The following is a 23,652-nucleotide window of genomic DNA, read 5'->3' on the forward strand; positions in this document are numbered from 1 at the left end:
GTCGCGCAGGGCCTGCCAGAAGCCGGCGGGGATCGGGGCCGCGGCCAGTGCCAGATTCTCGGCGCTGCGGCCCGGCCGGCTGGCGCCGGGGATGATCGCGGCGACGGCGGGATGCGCCAGCGGGAACTGCAGCGCCGCAGCGCGCAGGTCGATGCCGAATTCGGCCGCCACCGCCTTCAGCCCGTCGACCCGGGCCTGCATCTCCGGCGTCGCCTTCTGGTATTCGAAGTGCTCGCCGCCGGCCAGGATGCCCGAATTGTAGGGCCCCCCGACGACGATCCCGGCGCCCCGGCGCTCCGCCGCCGGCATCAGCCGGGCCAGCGCCGTGCGATGATCCAGCAGGGTGTAGCGCCCGGCCAGCAGGAAGCCGTCGGGGTCGGCGCGATCCAGCGCGATCTCGCAGGGCTCGACCTTGTTGACGCCCAGGCCCCAGCCCTTGATGACGCCTTCCTCACGCAGCCGGGTCAGGGCGCGGCCGGCACCGTCCAGCGCCTGGTCCAGCACCTCGCGCCACTGCGCGCCGTGGAAATCCTCGGCCACGTCGTGGATCCAGACCAGGTCGATGCGGTCGGTGCCCAGGCGCTTCAGGCTGTCCTCGATCGACCGCAGCGTGCCGTCGGCGGAATAGTCGTAGACCCATTTGTTCGGCAGGCCGAATTCGAACAGCCCACCCTTTTCGCCCTGGTCGCGCTCGCCCGTCTCGATCTCGTCCAGGATCAGGCGGCCGACCTTGGTGCTGAGCACATAGTCGCCGCGGGGCTTGTCCTGCAGCGCCTCGCCCATGCGGATCTCGGACAGGCCGGCGCCGTAGAACGGGGCGGTGTCGAAATAGCGGATGCCGGCATCCCAGGCATCGCGGACGGCGGCGATCGCCTCCTGGTCCGGGATGGCGCGGAACATGTTGCCCAGCGGCGCGCCGCCGAAGCCCTGCGCGTGGTGGAGGGGCAGGCGCATGATGAGGTCCTTCCAGATGTCGTGACCGCTGGGATATGGCGCCGCCGCGCCGGTGTGGTACCCGGCGCGGCGGCGCATCACCTTGGACGAAACTTCACAGCCGGCCCCGCCTGTCAGCTTGCCCGCGCGATTCGGGACGCGCCACCGGCTCTGCGGCGCCATTCGGTCACCGACATCCACACCGCCGACACCAGGAAATAGGCCGCGCCCACGCCCGCGTAGCCGGCGATGGCGGTGATCGACGGCACTGCCGGCGTCCGCGCCTGCACGATGAAGATCACGCCGGCCAGCGCCGATTGGCCGCCGCTCAGGATCATCGCCCACTGCGCGCCATACTGCCTCCAGCGGCGGATCGCCGTGCCGAGCTGCAGCAATCCGGACAGGATGGCCCAGATGCCGAATACCCCCAGCACCGCGTTCATGCTCGTCTGCAAAGCCACCGCGACGGCGATGGTGGTGATCAGGCTGACGGCGAGGTTGAGGCTTTGCGTGCGGTTCCGGCCCAGCCCGCCGCTTTGCGACGCATCGGCATAGTTCGCCAGGGCATCCCACAAGGGATAGAGGACCAGCAGAAACGCTGCGATCGACGATGTTCGCTGTCCCAGGGTGAACGCCGCGGCCACCCACAGGACGGAAAATGCGGCTCGGGTGAAGTAGTAGACCTTCAGCCACCGCTCCTCGGTGCTGGCGGGATTTGCAAGGTGGTCGGTCATCGAAAAGTCCTTTCGATTGCAGGTTCTACCGACTAGTCGGTAGTTTTGATATGCAGGGTTCAGTTTCCGGCGGGCAGGGCTTGCTTGGAGATCAGCCTCGGGTGGACAGCCGGTCGAGCAGGGGGGCTGTGATGAGGCCGAACATCATCGGGTCGCCATAGGCCCGCGCCGAAAGCATCGCGCCATGGACGGTGGCCATGAACGCCTCCGCCTCGAAGTGGGGCGTGCTCATGAGGTGCAGGCAGCCCTGCTGCACCCCGCGTTCGAGCACCGCGGTCAGCCACGCCGACAGGAACCGGAAATGCGCCCTGACCTCAACCGCCACCGCATCCGGCAGCATCGGTAGTTCGCTCGCGAGCAGGGCGCAGACGCAGAAGGACAGGCTCGCATCCGCGATGCACTTTTCCCAAAAGCCCAGATAGGCGCGCAGCTGCTCGGCCGGGTCGGAGACATGGGCTTCGAGCTGGCCGAGCCCCGCCTCGGCCTCCGCGCGATAGTGGGCGACCAGGGTGCGGACCAGATCGGCCTTGGTCGGGAAGTGATGGTGGATGCTGGGCTTGCGGATGCCGACCACCTGGGCGATGTCGGCATAGCTGAAGCCGTTATAGCCGCCGGCGACGATCAGGGACCGAGCGCACGCCAGGATGTCGTCAGCGGTGGAAGACAGGTTGCTCATAAAGTCTATCTACCTTCTAGTAGGTAGTTAGTCAAGCTGCGATGTACCTCTCGACAGGCGATAGACTGCGATCGGGATGGGAGAGGAGCAACCATGGCATATCTGATCGAGGGCATCACCGGCACGGCGCTGATCCGGGCGCCGTCGAATCTCGGGCTGCGGCCGTTGCGGCCCGGGCATCAGCCGGGGACCTGGCGGGGGCCGGCGGCGCTGACTGATGCCGGGCTGGAGAATCGGTTGCGGCCGGACCGCACGGTCGATCTAGCGCGGCCGCGCTACAGCACCGACCCTCAGCCCGACACCGTGCTGCGCAACGGCCCGGCCATCCGCCGCTTCAACCAGCAGGTCGCCGATGCGGTCGATGCGGCGCTGCGCGACCGGCTGTTTCCGCTGGTGGTCGGCGGCGACTGCTCGATCCTGATCGGCGCCCTGGCCGGGGCGCGGCGGCACAGCGACCTGGCGCTGGTCCATCTCGACGGCCACAGCGACTTCCGCCACCCCGGCAATTACGAGCCGGAGTTCCCGCTGCATTCGGCCGCCGGCGCGGATCTGGCGCTGGCGATCGGGCTGGGCGATCCGCTGATGCTGCGCTGGGACGGCGCGCCGGACCCGCTGGTGCCGGCGGCGCAGGCGATCCAGATCGGCGAGCGCGAGGCGCAGGAGCCGGATTGGGGCTGGGAGGACATCCGGGACACCGCCATCACCCGGATCGAGATCTTCGAGGCGCTGGACACCGGCATGCCGGCAGTGCTGCGGCGCAGCTTCGACGTGCTGGACCGGACGCCCGACATCCCATTCTGGCTGCATCTCGATCTCGACATCCTCGACCAGACGGTGATGCCGGCGGTGGATTCGCCGGGCAGCCCCGGCCTCGACCACGCCCAGCTCGCGGCGCTGCTGCGCGGCTTCACGGCGTCGCCGCGCTGCCTCGGCCTCGACGTCACCATCTACGACCCGGACCTCGACCCGGACGGCGCCTATGCCCGGGGGCTGGTGGAGATGCTGGCGGACGGGCTGGCGCCGATATCGCAGGCCCGCACGACGTTCGGAAGATAGGCCTGGCAGAAATCCAGATAGGTCCGGACGATCGTCGAGGGGTGGCGGTGCGGTGGATAGACCAGGTGCAGCGGCCATTCCGGCAGCTTGTGCTGCGGCAGCAACGGCACCAGGCGCCCGTCGCTGATCGGTTTGGCCACCAGGAAGGGCGGCAGCTCCGTCACCACGTCGCCGCCCAGCGCGCGGCTGCACAGCTGGTGGTAGTCGTTGGTGGCCAGCACCGCCCGGGGCACGATCGTCTGGCCGCCCAGATCCCAGCGGGCGGGGATGTCGACCCGCGTCGACCAGACAGCGCAGGGGAAGCGGTGCAGCGCGTCGGGGCTGTCCGGCAGGCCCAGGCGCTCCACCAGCTTCGGGCCGGCGACCAGCACATTGCGGAACGACAGCACGTGCCGCGCCACCATGGTGTCGTGGACGATGGCGCCGACGCGAAGCGCGACGTCGATGCCGTCCTCGATCAGATCCATGCGCCGCTCGGTCGAGGTGACATGGACCTGGATGTCGGGATAGCGGCGCTGGAAGGCGGCCAGCAGGTCCCACCACGGCTCGAAGGTCTGGGGCAGCGACAGCCGCAGGCGCCCCTTCAGCCGGGCCTGGTCGCTGGCCACGGCCTGCTCGGCCTCCAGCAGCGCCTCGACCCCGCGGCTGGCGTGCTCGTACAGCCGGGCCCCGGCATCGGTCAGCCGGGTGCCGCGGGTCGAGCGTTCCAGCAGCTGCACCTTGAGCTGCTGCTCCAGCTCGCGGATGCGGCGGCTCAAGGTCGGCAGCGGGGTGCCCAGGCGGGCCGCCGCCGCCGACAGGCTGCCCGCCTGGGCGACCGCGATGAACATGCGGGCGGCGTTCAGATCCATGCGGCTAGCCTATCATATCCGGTAGGCCGATTGTCATCCGGGCCAGTTTCATTCCAGATCCGGCAGGCTTACCACCAGCGCACGGAAGGGCCCCGCAGCACCCAGAGAGCACGATGACCAAGACCTGCAGAAGGATTCTCGCGGCCATGTCCCTGTTGATGGCAAGCTCCGCCGCATCGGCGCAGACACCGCCGCCCGCCGTGACGGTCACGCCCACGGCCGTCACGATCGACACCTACAGCCGGGCACAGACCGATGTGAACTTCGCCGGGGTGGTGAAGGCCGGGGGCTTCGGCCGGTTCAAGCATGGGCGCGAGCTGGCGCCGCCGGTCCAGCAGGGCATCGTCCGGCCGAACCGCGACACGCTGTATTCCTTTGCGATCCTCGACCTCGATGCCGGGCCGGCGACGGTGACGCTGCCGGATCCCGGCCGGCGCTTCATGGGCATGCAGGTCGTCAACGAGGACCAGTACACTCGCGCCACCGCCTATGATGCCGGCCCGCACAGCCTGACCCGGCAGGCGGTCGGCACGCGCTACGCCATCGTCGTGGTCCGCTTCCTGGTCGATTTCTCCAAACCCGAGGATGTCTCCGCGGTCCATGCCCTGCAGGACAAGGTCACGCTCGGCCAGGACCACCCCGGCAGCTTCGAGGTGCCGGATTGGGATCCGGCCAGCCTCGGCACCATCCGGGCGGCGCTGCAGCAGCTCGGCACCACCGTGTCCGACACCCGGCGGATGTTCGGCGCCGGCCCCGATCAGGTCGACCCGATCCGGCACCTGATCGGCAGCGCCATGCTGTGGGGCGGCAACCCCGAGGCCGACGCGCTGTACCTGCCGATCACGCCGGCCCGCAACGACGGCGCCACCATCCATCGGCTGACGGTCGGCACTGTGCCGGTCGACGGCTTCTGGTCGCTGACCGTCTACAACAGCGCGGGCTATCTCCAGCCCGATCCGGCCAACGCCTATGCGGTGAACAGCCTCACGGCGGTGAAGGGCCCAGACGGCACGGTCACCATCCAGTTCGGCGGCTGCGACGGCACAATCCGCAACTGCCTGCCGGTCGCGGCGGGCTGGAACTACACGGTGCGCCTGTTCCGCCCGCGGGCGGAGATCCGCGATGGCAGCTGGACGTTCCCGCCGGCGCAGCCCGTGGGCTGATCGACCCCAATGCTGGCACAAAACCCCCTTGTGGCGTACCCTGGGTCACCGTCGGATCGTCCGATGACCCCATTCGGGTTGGCGCCGAAACTCGGTTCCATCTGGGATATCCACCGCGGACTCGGCCTTTCCGTAAGGCCGACGGAAGCTGGTCGGGACCGGCCGGAACGAGGACGACATGACATCCGCAGACAGCCGCCCGGCTTTGGCCGAGCAGCCGGCTTCGTCGTCGCCAGGGGTCGACAACGGGCAGGCCAGTGAAATTCTTCAGGCACAGGCCGTCGCGGTCTATGCCACGGACGCTGCGGGGAAGATCACCTATTTCAACGACGCGGCGGCGGAGCTGTGGGGCTATCGCCCCGAGCTCGGGGAAGCCGAATTTTGCGGGTCGTGGCGGTTGTTCTGGCCGGACGGCACCGCCCTGCCGCACGATCAATCGCCGATGGCTCTCGCGTTGACTCAGAAGCGCGCCATCAGGGGGATGGGGGCGATCCTGCAGCGGCCAGATGGGTCCCGGGTGCCGTTCATGTCGTATCCCGTCCCGTTGTTCGATGCGGGCGGCGCCCTTACCGGCGCGGTGAACACCCTGGTCGATGCCAGTGAACACCAGCAGTTCGAGCGCGCGACGCACCGGCTGGCCGCCATCGTTGAATCGGCGGACGACGCCGTCATCGCCAAGGACCTCGACGGCGTCATCACCGATTGGAATCCGGGTGCGGAGCGGCTGTTCGGCTACGCCGCTGACGAGGCGATCGGGCAGCCGATCACCATCGTCATCCCGGAAGAGCGACGCAGCGAGGAAACCGAAATCCTCGCCCGCATCAGGGCGGGTCAGCGCACCGAGCGCCTGGAAACCATGCGGCGCCGCAAGGATGGCAGCTTGGTCCCCGTCTCGCTGACGGTCTCGCCGGTTCTGGATCACGCCGGCCATGTCGTCGGCGCCTCGAAAATCGCCCGGGATATTTCGGAACGCCGAATGGCGGAGGCGCAGCAGGCCCTGCTGCTCCGCGAGATGAGCCATCGGGTGAAGAACGTTTTTGCCCTCGCCGGTGCGGTGATCACCCTGAGTGTCCGCAGTGCCGGCAGCGCGCGGGAGCTGGCGACCGCGGTCAGGGGGCGCCTGGGCGCCCTGGCCCGGGTCAACGATCTGACGCTGGAAGACGCCGCTCCGGGCCGCGCATCGACCGATACGACACTGCCGGACCTCGTGCGGGCGATCCTCGCGCCCTATGGCGGCGACGGTGAGCGTGTGTCGCTGCAAGGCCCTGACATCACCCTAAAGGGGCACGCCGTGACCAGCCTCGCGATGCTGCTGCACGAGCTGGCGACCAATGCCGCGAAGTACGGCGCCCTGGCCGGCGATCAGGGCCGCATCGCCGTGACATGGTCGCAACCGGACGGCCAGCTCCATCTCGAATGGTCCGAACATGAGGTGCCGGGCAATCTGGCGCCGCCTCAAGCCACCGGGTTCGGCACCTATATGTGCGACAGCGCCGCCACCAGCCAGCTCGGCGGCACGATCAACCGGATCTGGCGGCCGGACGGGCTGACCGTACAATTAATCATTCCCGCGGCGCGACTGCTGATCTGATCCAGCCACTCTTGTTTTGCGTAGTACCTTTGCCAGGAACTGTGTTCATAGCGCTCGTGTTGTCTGCGTACATAATGAAACAGGCAGCAACCATGCGCACCGTGCTCGTTGTCGAGGACGAGCCCATTTCGCGGGCGATGGCTGAACTTACATTCCAGCAAATGGGATATGCGGTGATCGCGGCGGCGACGGGCGAGGACGCGTTGGCACTGGCTGTTGCGACCCCCGGCCTCGATCTGCTGTTCACTGATATCGATCTCGGGCCCGGCCTCTCCGGCTGGCATGTCGCCCGGCAGGCCAGGGTGCATCATCCCATGCTTCTGGTTGTCTACACCAGCGGCCTGGCCGGCCAGGCGGATCACGCGGAATTCGGCGTCGCGGGCTCCGTCCTGCTGGCCAAGCCCTACGAGACATACGAACTCACCACCGCGCTGCAAAACACCGGTCAGGCAGGGTAGGACGAAGCCTGCGGGCGGGGTCTGTCTTGACTTTAATGTTCCTATTATGTTCTTATTGAGAGATGAACAACGCCACCACCAGGATCGAGACAGCACCCGACGCTTCGCCGGCCAATGAGGCCTATGTCGCGCTGCTGTCCGCCCTGGTGACGCTGAGCGGCGAATTCGCCCGGGGCTTCCAGGAGGCGGGCGTAGCCGCCCTCAAGGCCGGCCAATTCGAGCAGGCCTGCAAGGCCGAAACCCGGTTCAGCCGCCTGGTGACGGGCGTCCGCCGCGGCATCGCGCTGATGGCCCGGCTGAAGGAAGAGCAGGCGGAGGCGCTGCAGGCCGCCGAACGGGGCCGGGATGACCGTCTGGCCGAGGTCGCCGACCGGCGCCGCCAGGTCGCCCAGGGCGTGACCCGCGCCATCGCCGCCGCCGCGCCGGATGATGCCGACAAGCGGGAACGGCTGACGAGCGAGCTGTGGTCCCGGCTGTCCGGCGATCACCCTGATCGTATCGACATCGATCTCAAAGACCGGGCTCTGCCGATCGAGGCCCTGATCCGCAGCCTGTGCCGCGCCCTCGGCCTCCGGCCCGACCGAACCGCCCTGGCCGAAGCCGCCGAAGCGGCGCTGGCCCCGGGGGCTGCGGGCGGGTCCAGGCATCAGGACCGCCGGCGCAAGACCGGCGATGCTGCGGCGACATCCGACCCACCCGATATCGATCCCCCTGACAAGGATCCTCCGGATACCGATCCGGTGGCGGCACCCAGCGGCGATGCGATCCCTGCGGAAGCCCACCGCCGCAAAGCCGAGGCCTGGCGCCGGCTTCGTGTCGCCCTGCGGATTCCCAGAGAATCCGGATAGGGACGTAGGTTGGGTTCGCGGGTGCGAACCCAACCTACGGAACCCCTTGCCGCCGCCTCTCCCGCTCCGCGGGTGGGGCCGGAGGCGTTTGCGTCCCGGCACCGTCATTCGTGGGAAGGCTAGGCCGACCCCGCCAACCCCTTCCCGTCATCGCGAACCCGCAGGGCGTGGCGATCCAGGATTGCCACCGCCCGTGCGGTTGGCGGTGGCGGGACTGGATCGCGTCGCTGCGCTCGCGATGACGGTTTGGGTATTTCGAGAAACTCCCGCAAGCGACAGAGGCAAACGCATACGCTCAATGCGCCATCAGCACCGGGCAGGGGGCGTGGAACAGCATGTGCTCGGTCACGCCGCCCAGGATCATCTCGCGGAAGCGGCTGTGGCTGTAGCCGCCCATCACGATCAGCCCGGCACTGGCGCGCTGGGCGGCGGCCAGGATGGCGGCGTCCACGGCCTGCTTCGGGTCCTCGTCAGCGATCCGGTTCGACGGCGCGCCGTGGCGGCTGAGATACTGCACCAGCTCCGCCGCGGTGCAGCGGTCCTCGCCCTCGTCGCGGGTGTAGACGCTGACGGCGGTCGCCCCTTCCAGGAAGGGCAGGGCGGCGGCGACGCTGCGCGCCGATTCCTTGCCGCCGTCCCAGGCGATCAGGACGCGCTCGGCGAAATCGGCCGGGGCGGGGCCGGGCACGATCAGCACGGCGCGGCCGGTCTCGAACAGCGCGGCCTCCAGCACCGCGCGGCTGGCGGTCTGGTCCTGGCCCGGGCCGGGCGTCACGATCAGGTCGGAGACGGCGCCGCGGCGGCCGACCAGCGCGCTCTCGCTGCCGGTCTCCTCATGGTATTCGACCTCGGGCCCGGCGCCGGACGCGGCCTTGGCGGCCTCGAACACGGCGCGGTTGCGAGTGGCGACCTCGGTCGACGCCTTCTCGGCACCGTCGAGCAGCATGCTGGTGGCCACCGCCATCTCGGCCCCGGTATAGGCCAGGACCCGCTGCGGGTCGGGGCGCAGCGACAGCACCTCGACCGACGCGTCGAAGCGCTTGGCCAGGAGCAGCGCGGCATCGAGGGCGGCGCGGTCGCCGGCATGGCCGCTGAGGGGGACGAGCAGGTGCTGGATGGTCATCGGGGCCTCCGGGGGCTCAACGGTCTCGAACCCATTGTTCACCCTAAGAAACCCCTGATCCACCGTTTCGGTGCCCGGCATGGCTGCCGTGCGGCTGCGTCGGGCTGCCGGCAGCGGCCCTTGCCCGCGTCGCGTTTCGCAGTCGTTCCGGACGCCTTTTCAGGAAACATTTTTTCTGTATAGTGAAATTGTTCCCATAGATTTCCATCATCAGCGGGAGATGTTCATGCCGGTTCGGATTGCCTCCGCCTGCCCGAAATTCCTGTTGCGTGCGTTACCGGTGCTCGCCCTCTTCGTGGCGCCCCAATCCCTCCACGCCTTTGAGATGCCGGAGACCTACCAGGCCATCGCCGAGACGGCCGCGGACAAGACGATCACGCTGACCGGCCATGACCTCACGATCGAGCAGGTGATCGCCATCGCCCGCGACGGGGCGAAGGTGAAGCTCAGCAACGAAGCCCTGCAACGCTCGGCCGATGCCTACGGGCTCCTGCTGGAAGGCGCGGCCGAGAACGTGACGATCTACTGGTTCAACCGGGGGGCCGGCGACCAGCGCGAAACGGTGATCTTTTCGGGCGACCCGACCACGCCCGAAAACACGCAACTGCTGAAAGAGCAGCAGCTGGCGCGCTTCAGGAGCGGGGTCGCCGGCGGCTTTGGCCCGGAATTGCATGAGGAGGCGCTCGTCCGCGCCATCATGGCCATCCGCGCCAACACCATGTCCTATGAGGCGGCCAGCCCGCAGCTGACGCATATCCTGGTCGACATGCTCAATGCGCGCGTCACCCCGGTGGTGCAGTCGCGCGGGACGCTCGGCGAGGGCGACCTGCCCACCATGGAGAACATCGCGGGGACCATGGTCGGCGAAGGCGATGCCTATTACCGCGGCGTGCGCATGCCGGCCGCCGACGCTCTGGCCAAGGCCGGCCTGAAGCCGCTGGAGCCCTTCGCCGCCGATGATGCCGCCCTGATCAGCACCAACGCCTATGCGCAGGCCCAGGCCGTGCTGCTGCTGGCCGATTCGCGCCGCCTGCTGGAATGGACGGACCTGGCCTACGCGATGGATCTCGTCGGCATGAATTCCAGCGTCACGCCGATCTCCTCACAGGTGCAGGCGATGCGTCCCTATCCATGGCTGACCTGGGACGCCTCGCGGGTCATGGACATGATCCGGGGCAGCTATCTCTTCGATGAAGACCCGGCCCGCATCATCCAGGATCCCGAAAGCATGCGCGCCTCCAGCCAGCGTCAGGGCTCGGCCTGGCAGGCCTGGGCCGAGCTGCGCGATTCCACGCTGCAGTCGATCAACGCGTCCGACCACAATCCGGCGGTCCTGCCCGGCCTGACCCCGGCAAGCTCGTGGGAGCTGAGCACGCCGCAGTTCATGAAGTATTACGTCAAGGGCGGCCCGCTCAGCCACGGCCAGTCTGGCTACATCTTCTCCAACGCCAACTGGGATCCCTATCCCCTCGCCAATCAGGTGGAAGCCTTCACCATCGCGCTGACCAACATGGACGTGGCGATCGCCCAGCGGATCGAGCGCTTCCGCAACCCCTTCTTCACGGTGGTGAAGCCGGCCGATATCCTGAGCGCCGACATGCGCAGCAAGGTGCCGGGCCGGGACGGCTACCTGCCGACCGATCTCTGGCTGGAGTTGTCGGCCATGGGCATGCCGGTGACGCCGGCCGGACAGGCCATCGTCGCCACGGTCGAAGACCTGCAGGCGGAAACCCGCCTCAAGACCCAGCATGCCCGTGACGCGGTCGACCTGTCCTTCCAGCTCCTGGCCCAGGACGTGCTGATGGGAAGCTTCTGGATGGACGTGCGCAAGGTCCAGACTCCCGGGCGCAACTTCGGGGCCGTGCCGACCGCGGCGCTGGCGGCACTGCGCGACATCGTGCCGTGGCAGCAGGCGCCGTCCGAGCGGCAGAAACGCCCGCTCGGCGCGGTGGTCTATGATTTCATGCAGGCCAATCCCGCTTCGACATTCTACCCGGGCGGGCCGAAGCCGCCGCAGGGCCAGCCGGTCGTCAAGGCTGGGCCGTCGGCGAACTGAGGCGATGACCGCCCGCTGCCGGTGTCAGCGTCCAGCCACCGGCAGCGGGATGTCGTGCTTCTTCAGGATGTCGCTCTGCCGCTTGGTCAGCGACGCCAGGTCGAAATCGGCGATCAGCTCGTTGAACAGGGTGTGCCAGTTCACCTTGGCCTTGAGATGGATGAACACCGACCCCAGGCCCAGGGCGGCGCGGTCCATGAACACGAATTCGCGCGGCACCTCGATGCCGCCGACCTGGCGCAGCTGCTTGTGCACCTGTTCGGCGGTCTCGCGGCCATAAACGCCGTTCTTGGCCTCGCCGATCAGCCGGACCTTGTTCTCCAGGATCGGGCCGTACAGGAAGCCGGCCCAGACGTTCAGCACGTCGGCCAGCTCGTTGGTCATGTTCTTGAAGCCCCAGGTCTTGTAGGCCTCGACCGCGCGGTCGCGGTCATTGGTCTCCAGCGCCCGGTACAGCTCGATCACCCCGCCGACGAAGCTGGGCGGGAACACCCTGACGCAGCCGAAATCCATCAGGTTGATCGAATCATCGTCCCGCACCGAGTAGTTGCCCAGATGCGGGTCGCCATGGATCACGCCATAGAAGTACAGCGGCACGTACCAGGCGCGGAACATGTTCAGCGCCAGCTGGGCCCGCTGCTCCTCGCTGCCCTCGACGAAGGTCAGGATCTTCTTGCCATCCTGCCAGGTGGTGGTCAGCAGCCGCTTGGTCGACAGCTCCGGTACCACCTCGGGCTCATGGACGTTCGCTTCCTTCGCCAGCATGTCGGCGTATAGCCGCGAGTGCTTGGCCTCGAGCGAATAGTCCAGCTCCTCGCGCAGCCGCTCCGAGATCTCTGCGTGGATCTGCTTGGTCGAGACGGTCTTGTCGTAGCGCTCGAAGATGCCGAGGATCAGCTTGAGCTGCTTCAAATCGGCTTCGACCGCCGACTGCATGTCGGGGTACTGCAGTTTGCAGGCCAGCCGGCGCCCGTCATGGCCGATCGCCTTGTGCACCTGGCCCAGCGAGGCCGCGGCCGCCGCCTCATGCTCGAAGCTCTCGAACCGGCCCTGCCAGTCGGGACCCAGCTCGCTCGCCATCCGCCGCTTGACGAAGGGCCAGCCCATCGACGGCGCATCGGCCTGCAGCTGCTGCAGCTCCTGCGCGTATTCCTTCGGCACCGCCTCGGGGATGGTGGCCAGCATCTGCGCCACCTTCATCAGCGGGCCCTTCAGCCCGCCCAGCGCCACCCGCAGCTCGCTGGCATGGGCGTCGCGGTCGACCTTCAGGCCGAGATAGCGCTCGCCCGCCACCCGGGCGGCCAGGCCGCCCATCGCGCCGGAGACGCGGGCGTAGCGGCGCAGCCGCCCACCAAAACTGTTCTCTTCGTCGGCCATGATTCAAACCGGATGTCGGGACGCCATGACCGCGCGGGTGCGCTGGTCGCCCGTCCTATCTAGGGCTTGGCCCCCGATCCGTCACCCCCGGGCGATGTCGCGGCTGTTGCGCGGCGGCCGGCGGGTTCGTTTCCGTCTCGATTTTGGCAAAGCCTGCAATCTTCCATCAAGGACAGCAAGACTGTCGGTTTCCCGTTGCTTTCTGCCGCCGCCACCGCCCGGCCGATTGTCCGAAACGCGAAATAAGATTACCTCTTATGGGCAGCCGGACCAACAAGCCGGCGGCTCTACGGGAGGCATCTGATGACGGCAACGGCCCTTGCATCCGTGAGCCTCGAGGACAAGTACAGCCTCGATTCCGGCCGGATTTATCTCACCGGCATCCAGGCGCTGGTCCGCCTGCCGCTGATGCAGCGCCAGCGCGACGCCGCAGCCGGGCTGAACACCGCGGCCTTCATCTCCGGCTATCGTGGTTCGCCGCTCGGCGGCTACGACCAGGCGCTGTGGTCGGCCCGCAAGTTCCTGAAGAAGCAGCACATCGAATTCCAGCCCGGGGTGAATGAAGACCTCGGCGCCACCGCGGTCTGGGGCAGCCAGCAGGTCGGGCTGTGGCCCGGCGCGAAGTATGATGGCGTCTTCGGCATCTGGTACGGCAAGGGCCCCGGCGTCGACCGCTCCGGCGACGTGCTGAAGCATGCGAACTTCGCAGGCACCTCGAGATTCGGCGGCGTGCTGGCCCTGGCCGGCGACGACCACGCCTGCAAATCCTCGACCGTGCCGCACCAGTCCGAACACGCCTTCGTCGCCCATATGATGCCGGTGCTGAACCCGTCGAATGTCCAGGAGATCCTGGATTACGGCCTCTATGGCTGGGCGATGAGCCGCTACTCCGGCCTGTGGGTCGGCTTTAAGACCATTGCCGAGAATGTCGACAGCTCGGCCTCGGTGCATGTCGATCCGAACCGGGTCGGCATCGTGCTGCCCGAGGATTTCGCGATGCCGCCGGATGGGCTGAACATCCGCTGGCCCGACCCGCCGCTGGTGCAGGAAGAGCGGCTGATGCGCGACAAGCTGTACGCAGCCCTCGCCTTCGCCCGCGCCAACAAGCTCGACCACCTGGTCTATGACAGCGGCCGGCACCGCTTCGGCATCGTCACCACGGGCAAATCCTATCTCGACGTGCGCCAGGCGTTGGACGATCTCGGCATCGACCGGGCGCTGGCGGCCGAACTCGGCATCTGCATCTACAAGGTCGGCATGCCCTGGCCGCTGGAGCCCAGCGGCGTGCGCGCCTTCGCTGAAGGCCTCGACGAGCTGATCGTGGTCGAGGAGAAGCGCGCCCTGATCGAGAACCAGCTGAAGGAACAGCTGTACAATTGGCAGGCCGACAAGCGGCCGGTGATCGTCGGCAAGTTCGACGAGGGCCGCAACTGGATCCTGCCCTCCACGGGCGAGCTGACGCCGGCCCAGATCGCCGTCGTCATCGGCAAGCGGCTGCTGAAATACCTCGACCATTCCGGCCTGGCCGAACGGGTGCGCTATCTCGAGGAGCGCGAGAGCCAGAAGAAGATCGTCAAGGCGGCGGTCGACCGGGTGCCGTATTTCTGCTCCGGCTGTCCGCACAACACCTCGACCCGGGTGCCGGAGGGCAGCAGGGCGCTGGCCGGCATCGGCTGCCACTACATGGCGACCTGGATGCCCGAGCGCAAAGCCGAGACCTTCAGCCAGATGGGCGGCGAAGGCGCCGCCTGGATCGGCCAGGCGCCGTTCACGGAGACGAAACACGTCTTCGTCAATCTCGGCGACGGCACCTATTTCCACTCCGGCAGCCTGGCGATCCGGGCCGCGCTCGCGGCCGGCGCCAACGTCACCTACAAGATTCTCTACAACGACGCCGTGGCGATGACCGGCGGCCAGCCGGTCGACGGCACCATCACCGTGCCGATGATCGCGGCCCAGCTGGCGGCCGAGGGCGTCAAGACCATGGTCGTGGTCACCGACCGGCCGGAGATCTACGGCGAGCCCGGCATGCACAGCACCCTGCTGCCGCATGGCGTGGTGGTCGAGCATCGCGACGAGCTTGACCATGTGCAGCAGCGGCTGCGCGACACGGCCGGGGTCACGGTCATGATCTACGACCAGACCTGCGCTGCCGAGAAGCGCCGCCGCCGCAAGCGCGGCCTGATGGAGGATCCGGCCCGCCGGGTCTTCATCAACGAGGCGGTGTGCGAAGGCTGCGGCGACTGCTCGAAGGTCTCGAACTGCCTGTCGGTGGTGCCGGTCGAAACCGAATACGGCCGCAAGCGGGCGATCGACCAGTCCAGCTGCAACAAGGACTTCTCCTGCGTCAACGGCTTCTGCCCGTCCTTCGTCTCGGTGCTGGGCGGGTCGCCGCGCAAGCCGAAGCCGGCGGCGCAGGGCACCACGGATCTGTTCCCGGTGCTGCCGGAGCCGGTGCTGCCGGCGCTGGACCAGCCCTATGGCATCATGATCACGGGCATCGGCGGCACCGGCGTCATCACCATCGGCGCGCTGCTGGGCATGGCCGCGCATCTCGAGGGCAAGGGCGTCTCGGTGCTCGACCAGGCCGGCCTGGCGCAGAAGGGTGGCGCCGTGGTCAGCCATGTCCGCATCGCCAAGGAGCCGATCGACATCCACGCCGTGCGCATCGCCGCCGGCGGCGCCCGGCTGATGCTGGGCTGCGACCTGGTGGTCGCGGCCTCCGGCGAGGCGCAGTCCAAGATCCATCCCGGCCTGACCCGCCAGGTGGTGAACAGCAACGAGGCGATCACCGGCGCCTTCACCCAGAACCCGGATTTCCGCATCCCCGGCAAGTCGATGCTCGACACCGTGGCCAAGAACGGCGGCGACCCGGCCTTGCTCGACACTGTCGATGCCACCCGGATCGCCACGGCGCTGCTGGGCGACAGCATCGCCACCAACCTGTTCATGCTCGGCTACGCCTGGCAGAAGGGGCTGGTGCCGGTGTCGCATGAGGCGATCGAGAAGGCGATCGAGCTGAACGCCACCGCCGTCTCGATGAACAAGGCCGCCTTCCTGTGGGGCCGCCGCGCCGCCCACGACCTTGCCCGGGTCGAACGGCTGGTGGCGCCGGCGCCGGAGGCGGTGCGCAAGCTGTCGAAGACCTTGGACGAGGTGCTGGCCCGCCGGGTCGAGCAGCTGACCGCCTACCAGGACGCCGCCTATGCCGCGCGCTTCACCGCGCTGGTGGGCAAGGTTCGGGCGGCCGAGGCCAGACTGGGCCGCGAGGAGCTGACCGACGCGGTGGCCCGGAACTACTTCAAGCTGCTGGCCTACAAGGACGAGTACGAGGTCGCCCGGCTCTACACCGACGGCAGCTTCCTAAAGCAGCTCGAAGCCCAGTTCGAGGGCGACTACAAGCTGCAGTTCCACTTGGCGCCGCCCGGCCTCGCGGAGAAGGACCCGGAAACCGGGCATCTGAAGAAGCGCAGCTACGGCCCGTGGATGATGAAGGCCTTCGGCCTGCTGGCCCGGATGAAGCGGCTGCGCGGCACCGCCTTCGACCCGTTCGGCCGCACCGCCGAACGCAAGACCGAGCGGCAGCTGATCAGCGACTACGAGGCGGTGGTCGAGGAGTTGCTGGCCCGGCTCGGCACCGACACCCATGCGATCTGCGTCGCCATCGCCCGGGTGCCGGAACAGATCCGCGGCTACGGCCACATCAAGGACGGCGCCCTGGCCAAGGCCAAGGAGCGGGAGGCCGAGCTGCTGGCCAGCCTGCGCACCCCGGCCGCGCCGAAGCTGGCGGCGGAGTAGGGCGGGGCGGCCTCTTCGCTTAGTCGAGCGACAGCGCGGACAGGCCGCACTGCATCAGCAGGCGCACCAGTTCCGCCTGGCGGCTTGTGCCGGTCTTCTCGAAGACGCGTGCCAGGTGGGTGCGGGCCGTGCTGCCGGCGATCGACAGGCGCTCGGCGGCGGCCTGCACGCCATCGCCTTGGCCGATCTCGACGGCGAAGACGGCCTCCGCCGCGGTCAGGCCGAACATCTCCTGCAACACGGTGGGGGCCGGGATCGCGGTGCGATCAGGATCGGTGATGAAGATCGCCACCTGCGGTTGCGCCCGCCCACCATCGCCGTCGGACCGCAGCGGGATCACGGTCAGCAACAGGGGGCGCGCGCCGGTCGGGCGCGAGAGGCGCATCCGGGTTCCGGCGGCGGCGGCGCGGGCCGCGGCGTCGATGCCGGCGGCGGCGGTCCCGGCTGCCGCGGCCAGCGCCACCGCCTGCCGCAGCCGGCGGGTTTCTTCGGGCAGTGCGGCGGCGATGCCGTCCGGGCCGATGGACAGCCCGTCGGGGCGGGCGACGATCGCTTCGGCCCGCCGGTTCAGGTGGATCGGCCGGCTCTCCCCGTCGCACAGGATGATGCCGAGATCGATGCGGTCGAGGGCGGCCATGGTGGAGGCGACGCGCAGATCGGCATCGCCCAGCCGCCCGCGCAGTTCGAGGGTGCGGGTGAGGTGGGGCAGGATCGCCTGCAGCGCCGCGACATCGCGGTCGGCGAAGTTCGGCTCGCCGAGGATCCGGCGGACGGCGACGTAGCTGCTGTGGGTCGGCGACTGCTGCACCAGCGCCACCACGCCGTGGAAGTCGCCATTCGGCCGCACGACGTCATTGTAGAAGTCCGACCGGATGAAATCGCGCTCCGGCTTCAGCTCCAGGCTGCGCACGGCCCGGCCGAAGGGCAGCCGGGTCGCCCAGGGCGCGGTCCGGGGCGCGCCCGGCGCCGACATGCGGGCCAGATGGTCCGGGTCCCAGCGCCAGCCGACCATCAGATCCGCCTGCCGCCGGGGCCGGTTCTCGACCAGCAGGGATCCGCGCTGGCCGTTGGCGGCGGCGGCGATGGCCTCGACCACGCCGGGCCACGCCTCCGGCGACGCCGCGGCATCGTAGATCCGCTGCACAGCCTCCAGGATTGCGTCCGCCCGATCCATCCGTTCCCCGCCAGGACCTGTCACTGCCGCCAGCTTACCAGACGGTCTGTGTCCCTAAGAAGGCCGGCCGAGACCCCTGAAGCGGGGTGGGGCTCAGGCCCCGCCGAGGTGTTCGGCCAGGATCCTGGCGCCGACCAGGATCAGGCCGAAGCCGCCCAGGATCTCGGCCAGCCGGCCCAGCCGCGCGCCAGCGCCGCGGCCCAGGCCGAAGCCCAGCAGGCACATGCCGAAGGTGACGGCGCCGATGGTCAGGCTGGCGGTCCAGATGTCGATCTGCACGAAGGCCAGGCTGACCCCGACGGCGGTCGCGTCGATGCTGGTGGCGATGCCGGCCATCAGCAGCGCCGCCAGGCTCGACCGGCGGTCCGGCGCCGCGGCCTTGTCCGGCTGCAGCCCATGCCAGGCCATGCGGCCGCCGACCAGCCCGAGCAGGACGAAGGCGATCCAGTGGTCCACCGCCGCCACTGCCCCGGCGAAGGCGATGCCCAGCGCCCAGCCCAGCAGCGGCATGACCAGCTCGAACGCGCCCAGCACGGCGCCGACGCGCACCGCCTCCACCGCCTGGGCACGGATCGGGATGCGACCGGCGGCGGCGCCCTTGCCGATGGCGGCGGCGAAGGCGTCCATCGACAAGCCGATGGCGAGGCCGAGGGTGGTGGAGATGGGCACGGCGATGATCCGATAGCGGGCAGGGCCCTTCACATAGGTCCTTCATCACCATGGGTCAACGGCGCAAGTCTTTGGTTTGTAATGGATATTTCGGCTTCGCTATAGAGTGAAGCCCAGGCTGAACCTTGCAGCGGCGTCCGGCGTCCGGCGTGCCGCGATCTCGGCCGGGTGTATCGCTCCATGTCACAAACGCATTTCCGAAATGGCCGGGACGGCACCACATCTCGGCGGTTGGCCTTTGCCCCGACGGCATGGGCGGCGAACACAAAAATCGATCAGTCGGCTCGAGGTGTAAGACGCCCTGGAAACAGAGCGTCGGGCGACCACGCAGACATCGGGATAGGTGATGCCGTTATCGAGGACACTGAGCACGTGGTTCATTCGCACCGGGACGATCTCCCGGGACAGGTTGGCAGATCAGAATGCCGTGCGGGAACGCCTGGACCTGGCCGAGGAATGGCCGGACGACAGGGCAATCCCCGACGAAATGGTAAGACCCGGCAATCCGGTCGGACGCCTGCTCGATGACGACGATGCGGTTTCCGACGACGGAGAGACGCCGGCCTCGACCCCGCTCTCGGACGGTTCGAGTTTCACCTATTCCGAGCTGGATCTGGAGATGCTGACCAACGCCGCATCGGCAGCCCGTTCGTCGCGGCACGGCTATCCGCAGCAGATCGATAGCGGGAGCGATGCGACGCTGGGGGGCTCGGAGCCGGAGGAGGGGCCGGTGGGCAATCCGCCACGATACGGCGATGTCCCGTCCCAAGGCGGCACTTTGCCATCTTATGAGCAGCCACCCGGCTATGATGATGGGATCGCGGCGATCCAGCCGGATTCGGCCTCCGCGAAGGAATTGGCGGAACGCTGGAGTGCTGCCAAGTCGAAGATTTCCGGTAAGATAAATTCGCTTTCATTGGATAAGACCGCAAAGAATCAAGCAAAAGACAAAATTAAAAAGCTGAAGAAGTCATTTGATGGAAATTTGTCGGGAGCCTTGAAAAAAGCAAAACCTGGCAAACCGATCGAATATGTGGAGGCTTTGGAGATATCCAGGAAATACCTTGAACTGACACTTACCGCGTTCGGCGAAATGGTGCCTGGTGGTGATCTGGTTCGGTATGAATTGGGTGGGGTCCTGGTTGCCATACAAAGGCACTGCCAATCGATGGTCAGCCCAACTCCCTTCATCATGGAGCCGGCGATGTCCCCCGAGGGGCGAAAGGGCACCCGCTAGCCGGGCATGGCGGCCGGAGAGATGCTTCGGATCGCCTGGGTTTCCGCCGGTCGGGATGACAGCATGACCCCTTTGCATGTTCACTCGCAGCCGGGCGCGGCTAAGGGATAAGGGCAAGTCCGCCCGGCGCAGTGATGCCGGCCGGGCAGGACCCAAGCGAAGGCCGACCAGGTGACCGCCCACACCGCGCCTCCTTCCTTTCGACTTGCCGCCGGACCGATGGCTGCGGCGGATACCGATCCGGTCTCCGTCCGCCCGGATCATCCGGACGATCCGCTGCTGCCCTTCGCCCCCGAGAGCGACGAGGGTGAGGGCGCCCGCCAGAAGCCGCTGGCGAAGCTGGTCGTCGGTGCGGTCGGGGTGGTGTTCGGCGACATCGGCACCAGCCCGCTCTATGCCATGCACGAGGCCCTGCGCGGTCCGCACGGCCTGCCGGTCGACCGGGCCAATGTGCTCGGCCTGGCCTCGCTGATCTTCTGGTCACTGCTGATCGTCGTCACCGCCAAATACGTGCTGTTCGTGATGCGCGCCGCCAATCGCGGCGAAGGCGGCATCCTGGCGCTGCTCACCCTGGCACGCCGGGCGGGGCCGCTGGGCGCCGCGACCGTGGTGTTGCTGGGCATTGCCGGGGCCGCCCTGTTCTACGGCGACGCCCTGATCACCCCCGCCATCTCCGTCCTGTCCGCGGTCGAGGGGATGAAGAGCATCGCGCCCGGCCTCGACGTCCTGGTCGTGCCGGTGGCCCTGGCCATCCTGCTGGGTCTGTTCCTGGTGCAGCGGCACGGCACGGATGTAATCGGCCGGTTCTTCGGGCCGGTCATGACGCTGTGGTTCGCGGTCATCCTGGTGCTGGGTCTGGTCCAGATCGCCCAGCACCCCGCCATCCTGGTGGCGCTCGACCCGCGCCACGCCGTGCACTTCTTCAGGATCAACGGCTTCGGCGCCTTCGTCGCGCTGGGCGCCGTAGTGCTGACAGTGACCGGCGGCGAGGCGCTGTATGCCGATATGGGGCATTTCGGCCGGCGGCCGATCCGCCTGGGCTGGTTCTTCTTCGTGCTGCCGGCCCTGGTCATCTGCTATCTCGGCCAGGCGGCCCTGGTGCTCAGCACGCCGGAGCGGGTGGACAACCCGTTCTTCGGCATGGCGCCGGACTGGCTGCTGATCCCGCTCGTGATCCTGGCGACGATGGCGACGATCATCGCTTCGCAGGCCGTGATCTCCGGCGCCTATTCCCTGACGCGCCAAGCGGTCCAACTCGGCGTGTTCCCGCGCACGCACATCCTGCACACCTCGGAAGACCATATCGGGCAGATCTACCTGCCGACGATCAACCGTCTGCTGCTGATCGGCGTCTGCCTGCTGGTTCTCGGCTTCCGGTCGTCCTCCGCCCTCGCCGCGGCCTACGGCATCGCCGTGACCGGGACGATGGCGCTGACGACGCTCTTGATGCTCAACGTCGCGATCGGCCTGTGGCACTGGAAGCGGCCCGTCGCCTTCGCGGTGATCGCCTTCTTCCTGGTCTTCGACCTCGCCTTCTTCGGCGCCAACCTGCTGAAGGTCGCCGATGGCGGCTGGCTGCCGCTGCTGATCGGGGCGCTGACGGGGCTGGTGATGTGCACCTGGTATCGCGGCCGCGCGCTGGTGGCCATGTACACGCCGGCCGAACCGCAATCCCTTGCCGATTTCCTGCTCAGCCGGCGCGGCGCCCCGCGGATTCCCGGCACCGCGGTCTATCTCAGCAGCCAGAGGGACCGGGTGCCGCGGGCGCTGCAGCTGAACATCCAGCACCACAAATTCCTGCATGAGCGCGTCATCGTGCTGTCGATCGCGACCGAGGCCGAGCCGCGCGTGCCCCGGGCCGACCGCGTGCAGATCCGGGAACTCGCCCCGGATATCCTGGTGGTCGAGGCCCGCTTCGGCTTCATGCAGGATCCCAGTGTGCCGCGGGTGCTGCACCAGTGCGAGGCGCTCGGGCTAATCCTCGACCGAGCGGACACGACCTATTTCCTGGGCCGGGTGATCCCGGTGGCGACGACGAAGCCGGGGATGGAGATGTGGCGCGAGCGGCTGTTCACCCTCATCGCCCAGAACGCCACCAGCGCCGCCGAATTCTTCGAACTGCCGCCGGAACGGACGATCGAACTCGCGGAGCGCGTTGCGATCTGAGCCGTCCTGCCAGGTCAGGATCATCCGCACCGAGGTGGCCGCCACCGCCTGATCCTCGGCCTGTTCGGCGCTTGGCCGCGCCCGCTCGCATCACAGCTCAGGCGCCGTGTCCAGATCCTGATTTTCGGGGATTGCTGGGGGCTGCCCCCCCTGCAACCCTTCGCACGGGCTGTCCTGATGCCGCACATCGCTCCTGGATCGGCCCCATCGCGCCGCGGGCAAGGGGCTTTGACGCGAGGCCCCATCCGATGGACATGAGGGGAGAGAATAATGGCGATCTTCAACGGCACGCCGGGCGACGACCACCTGGAAGGCACCAATCTCGACGACATCATGAACGGGCTGGACGGCAACGACTCGCTGTTCGGGGAAGGTGGCAACGATACGCTGGACGGGGGCAACGGCAACGACCGGATGGACGGGGGCACAGGCGACAACACGCTGCGCGGCGGCGATGGCAATGACAACCTCCTGATCTACGACGGACATGATCTGGTCGATGGCGGCGCCGGCATCGACCAGGTCTCCATCGATCGGCACCTCAGCACCGCCAACCTCACCTTCACGCTCGACAGCGCGGGCAGTGTCGACAGTGCCGGCGCCCAGATCGTCAATGTCGAGAAGGTCCTCTACAACGCCGGGTCGGGCAATGACCACCTCACCGGCGGCGGTCTTGACGACTACCTCCACGGCGGCAGCGGCAACGATGGTCTCGTCGGGTTGGCCGGCAACGATCAGCTCTTCGGTGAAGAAGGCGCGGACACGCTGAACGGGTATGCGGGCAACGATATTTTAAGCGGAGGCAATGGCGACGACACGCTGAATCCGGGCGACGGTGACGACACGGTGGACGGGGGCAATGGCAACGACATCGTGAATGCAGGCAATGGCAACGACAGCGTGGAAGGAGGCTATGGCGACGACACGCTGAACGGAGGCAGTGGCGATGATATGTTGCTCGGGCGCCACGGCAACGACACGCTACGGGGTGGCGACGGCCATGACTTCATCCTGGCCGGCGACGGGATCGATGTGGTCGATGGCGGTGCCGGCATTGACGCGGTCTTAATCGATCGGAGCTTGGAGACGTCCGGCCTGACCTTCACGCTGAACAGCGACAGTAGCGTCGAAAGCGTCGACAGTGCCGGCACCCGGGTCGTCAATGTCGAGGAGGTCCTCTACGATGGCGGGAAGGGCAACGACCATCTAACCGGCGCCAACCTTGACGACAGCCTTGGTGGCGGGGACGGCAACGATGTCCTGACTGGACTGGCGGGCAATGATGGGCTTGCTGGCGGCTCCGGCAATGACATGCTGTACGGGGGCGACGGCGACGACGCGCTGAACGATGAATACGGCAACAACACACTGGACGGAGGCAACGGCAAGGAATTTTTGGATACGGGCAACGGCAACGACACGATGTATGGGGGCGACGGCGACGACCGACTCTATTCGGGCGGCGGGCGCGACAATCTCTATGGCCAAGACGGAAACGATATTGTCCATAAAGCGGATATCGGGGTTTCCACCGGCGTCGGTGGTGACGGCCTGCTCGACGGCGGGGTTGGCGATGACACATTGTCGGCCGGGGTTGGAAACGACGATCTCCGAGGCGGCGATGGGGCCGACATCCTCGTGGGCGGGGGTGGCGCGGATCATCTCGACGGCGGCGCTGATGAGGACCTAGCCAGATACAGCGCCAGCGGCGCCGGGGTCACGGTCGATCTCGGCCTTGGCAC

The 23,652-nt window shown here is 67.9% G+C and carries 18 protein-coding genes; 10 read left to right on the forward strand and 8 right to left on the reverse strand.

The genetic code is table 11. From position 1 onward, the window contains the following. The 3 genes from AC3XYG_RS03315 to AC3XYG_RS03325 all read right to left on the reverse strand — a co-directional run. Positions 1 to 954: aldo/keto reductase (locus AC3XYG_RS03315; RefSeq protein ID WP_489138389.1), on the reverse strand; the 954-nt coding region annotated here is incomplete at its 3' end. 113 nt (positions 955 to 1,067) lie between these two features. Next, positions 1,068 to 1,667 (reverse strand): DUF308 domain-containing protein, encoded by a 600-nt coding sequence (locus AC3XYG_RS03320; RefSeq protein WP_489138390.1) that lies wholly within the window; start codon positions 1,665 to 1,667, stop codon positions 1,068 to 1,070. Positions 1,668 to 1,758: 91 nt separating this feature from the next. Then, the gene (locus tag AC3XYG_RS03325; protein ID WP_489138391.1) at positions 1,759 to 2,343 is read right to left on the reverse strand and encodes a TetR/AcrR family transcriptional regulator; all 585 of its coding nucleotides are present in this window, start codon (positions 2,341 to 2,343) and stop codon (positions 1,759 to 1,761) included. A 93-nt stretch (positions 2,344 to 2,436) separates the two neighbouring features. Here AC3XYG_RS03325 and AC3XYG_RS03330 point away from each other — a divergent pair, with 93 nt between their 5' ends. Further along, complete coding sequence (locus tag AC3XYG_RS03330; RefSeq protein ID WP_489138392.1) at positions 2,437 to 3,399, forward strand: arginase family protein; 963 nt, start codon at positions 2,437 to 2,439, stop codon at positions 3,397 to 3,399. On the opposite strand, the gene AC3XYG_RS03335 is transcribed toward AC3XYG_RS03330, so the two are convergent. Next, entirely contained in the window at positions 3,321 to 4,250 is a 930-nt protein-coding gene (locus tag AC3XYG_RS03335; protein WP_489138393.1) for a LysR family transcriptional regulator, read from the reverse strand. The two genes, AC3XYG_RS03330 and AC3XYG_RS03335, sit on opposite strands and share 79 nt — an antisense overlap. Positions 4,251 to 4,396: 146 nt before the next feature. Between AC3XYG_RS03335 and AC3XYG_RS03340 the strand changes: the two genes are divergently transcribed. From AC3XYG_RS03340 to AC3XYG_RS03355, 4 genes are all read left to right on the forward strand, one after another. Continuing rightward, positions 4,397 to 5,413 (forward strand): DUF1254 domain-containing protein, encoded by a 1,017-nt coding sequence (locus tag AC3XYG_RS03340; RefSeq protein WP_489138394.1) that lies wholly within the window; start codon positions 4,397 to 4,399, stop codon positions 5,411 to 5,413. 178 nt (positions 5,414 to 5,591) lie between these two features. Continuing rightward, the gene (locus tag AC3XYG_RS03345) at positions 5,592 to 7,004 is read left to right on the forward strand and encodes a PAS domain S-box protein (protein WP_489138395.1); all 1,413 of its coding nucleotides are present in this window, start codon (positions 5,592 to 5,594) and stop codon (positions 7,002 to 7,004) included. A 92-nt stretch (positions 7,005 to 7,096) separates the two neighbouring features. Continuing rightward, the gene (locus AC3XYG_RS03350; RefSeq protein ID WP_489138396.1) at positions 7,097 to 7,462 is read left to right on the forward strand and encodes a response regulator; all 366 of its coding nucleotides are present in this window, start codon (positions 7,097 to 7,099) and stop codon (positions 7,460 to 7,462) included. A 62-nt stretch (positions 7,463 to 7,524) separates the two neighbouring features. Then, positions 7,525 to 8,310: a hypothetical protein gene (locus AC3XYG_RS03355; protein WP_489138397.1), complete on the forward strand. Its 786-nt coding sequence runs from the start codon at positions 7,525 to 7,527 to the stop codon at positions 8,308 to 8,310. A gap of 295 nt (positions 8,311 to 8,605) precedes the next feature. On the opposite strand, the gene AC3XYG_RS03360 is transcribed toward AC3XYG_RS03355, so the two are convergent. Further along, positions 8,606 to 9,433, reverse strand: a complete 828-nt coding sequence (locus AC3XYG_RS03360; protein WP_489138398.1) for a universal stress protein — start codon at positions 9,431 to 9,433, stop codon at positions 8,606 to 8,608. 226 nt (positions 9,434 to 9,659) lie between these two features. Here AC3XYG_RS03360 and AC3XYG_RS03365 point away from each other — a divergent pair, with 226 nt between their 5' ends. Continuing rightward, on the forward strand, positions 9,660 to 11,489 hold the full coding sequence (locus AC3XYG_RS03365) for an aromatic amino acid ammonia-lyase (protein WP_489138399.1): 1,830 nt from the start codon (positions 9,660 to 9,662) through the stop codon (positions 11,487 to 11,489). Between the two features lie 24 nt (positions 11,490 to 11,513). Here the strand turns inward: AC3XYG_RS03365 and AC3XYG_RS03370 are convergent, their stop codons facing one another. After that, positions 11,514 to 12,866, reverse strand: coding sequence for an ABC1 kinase family protein (locus AC3XYG_RS03370; RefSeq protein ID WP_489138400.1), 1,353 nt, complete (start codon positions 12,864 to 12,866; stop codon positions 11,514 to 11,516). A 303-nt stretch (positions 12,867 to 13,169) separates the two neighbouring features. On the opposite strand from AC3XYG_RS03370, the gene AC3XYG_RS03375 reads away from it, so the two are divergent. Beyond that, positions 13,170 to 16,664: an indolepyruvate ferredoxin oxidoreductase family protein gene (locus AC3XYG_RS03375; protein WP_489138401.1), complete on the forward strand. Its 3,495-nt coding sequence runs from the start codon at positions 13,170 to 13,172 to the stop codon at positions 16,662 to 16,664. Positions 16,665 to 16,683: 19 nt separating this feature from the next. Here the strand turns inward: AC3XYG_RS03375 and AC3XYG_RS03380 are convergent, their stop codons facing one another. Continuing rightward, positions 16,684 to 17,838 (reverse strand): helix-turn-helix transcriptional regulator, encoded by a 1,155-nt coding sequence (locus tag AC3XYG_RS03380; RefSeq protein ID WP_489138402.1) that lies wholly within the window; start codon positions 17,836 to 17,838, stop codon positions 16,684 to 16,686. Positions 17,839 to 17,931: 93 nt separating this feature from the next. Continuing rightward, positions 17,932 to 18,507: a manganese efflux pump MntP gene (locus tag AC3XYG_RS03385; protein ID WP_489138403.1), complete on the reverse strand. Its 576-nt coding sequence runs from the start codon at positions 18,505 to 18,507 to the stop codon at positions 17,932 to 17,934. Positions 18,508 to 18,934: 427 nt separating this feature from the next. On the opposite strand from AC3XYG_RS03385, the gene AC3XYG_RS03390 reads away from it, so the two are divergent. The 3 genes from AC3XYG_RS03390 to AC3XYG_RS03400 all read left to right on the forward strand — a co-directional run. After that, entirely contained in the window at positions 18,935 to 19,744 is an 810-nt protein-coding gene (locus AC3XYG_RS03390) for a hypothetical protein (RefSeq protein ID WP_489138404.1), read from the forward strand. A 219-nt stretch (positions 19,745 to 19,963) separates the two neighbouring features. Next, positions 19,964 to 21,910 (forward strand): potassium transporter Kup, encoded by a 1,947-nt coding sequence (locus tag AC3XYG_RS03395; RefSeq protein WP_489138405.1) that lies wholly within the window; start codon positions 19,964 to 19,966, stop codon positions 21,908 to 21,910. A 270-nt stretch (positions 21,911 to 22,180) separates the two neighbouring features. Continuing rightward, a partial coding sequence (locus tag AC3XYG_RS03400; protein ID WP_489138406.1) for a calcium-binding protein occupies positions 22,181 to 23,652 on the forward strand: 1,472 nt, incomplete at its 3' end.

It is taken from the genome of Inquilinus sp., from assembly GCF_057815775.1.

What these genes read in the sequence shown, in the direction of transcription:
- AC3XYG_RS03320 (WP_489138390.1), bottom strand. Translation starts at nt 1,667, where the DNA reads ATGACCGACCACCTTGCAAATCCCGCCAGCACCGAGGAGCGGTGGCTG.
- AC3XYG_RS03325 (WP_489138391.1), bottom strand. Translation starts at nt 2,343, where the DNA reads ATGAGCAACCTGTCTTCCACCGCTGACGACATCCTGGCGTGCGCTCGG.
- AC3XYG_RS03330 (WP_489138392.1), top strand. Translation starts at nt 2,437, where the DNA reads ATGGCATATCTGATCGAGGGCATCACCGGCACGGCGCTGATCCGGGCG.
- AC3XYG_RS03335 (WP_489138393.1), bottom strand. Translation starts at nt 4,250, where the DNA reads ATGGATCTGAACGCCGCCCGCATGTTCATCGCGGTCGCCCAGGCGGGC.
- AC3XYG_RS03340 (WP_489138394.1), top strand. Translation starts at nt 4,397, where the DNA reads ATGTCCCTGTTGATGGCAAGCTCCGCCGCATCGGCGCAGACACCGCCG.
- AC3XYG_RS03345 (WP_489138395.1), top strand. Translation starts at nt 5,592, where the DNA reads ATGACATCCGCAGACAGCCGCCCGGCTTTGGCCGAGCAGCCGGCTTCG.
- AC3XYG_RS03350 (WP_489138396.1), top strand. Translation starts at nt 7,097, where the DNA reads ATGCGCACCGTGCTCGTTGTCGAGGACGAGCCCATTTCGCGGGCGATG.
- AC3XYG_RS03355 (WP_489138397.1), top strand. Translation starts at nt 7,525, where the DNA reads ATGAACAACGCCACCACCAGGATCGAGACAGCACCCGACGCTTCGCCG.
- AC3XYG_RS03360 (WP_489138398.1), bottom strand. Translation starts at nt 9,433, where the DNA reads ATGACCATCCAGCACCTGCTCGTCCCCCTCAGCGGCCATGCCGGCGAC.
- AC3XYG_RS03365 (WP_489138399.1), top strand. Translation starts at nt 9,660, where the DNA reads ATGCCGGTTCGGATTGCCTCCGCCTGCCCGAAATTCCTGTTGCGTGCG.
- AC3XYG_RS03370 (WP_489138400.1), bottom strand. Translation starts at nt 12,866, where the DNA reads ATGGCCGACGAAGAGAACAGTTTTGGTGGGCGGCTGCGCCGCTACGCC.
- AC3XYG_RS03375 (WP_489138401.1), top strand. Translation starts at nt 13,170, where the DNA reads ATGACGGCAACGGCCCTTGCATCCGTGAGCCTCGAGGACAAGTACAGC.
- AC3XYG_RS03380 (WP_489138402.1), bottom strand. Translation starts at nt 17,838, where the DNA reads ATGGATCGGGCGGACGCAATCCTGGAGGCTGTGCAGCGGATCTACGAT.
- AC3XYG_RS03395 (WP_489138405.1), top strand. Translation starts at nt 19,964, where the DNA reads ATGGCTGCGGCGGATACCGATCCGGTCTCCGTCCGCCCGGATCATCCG.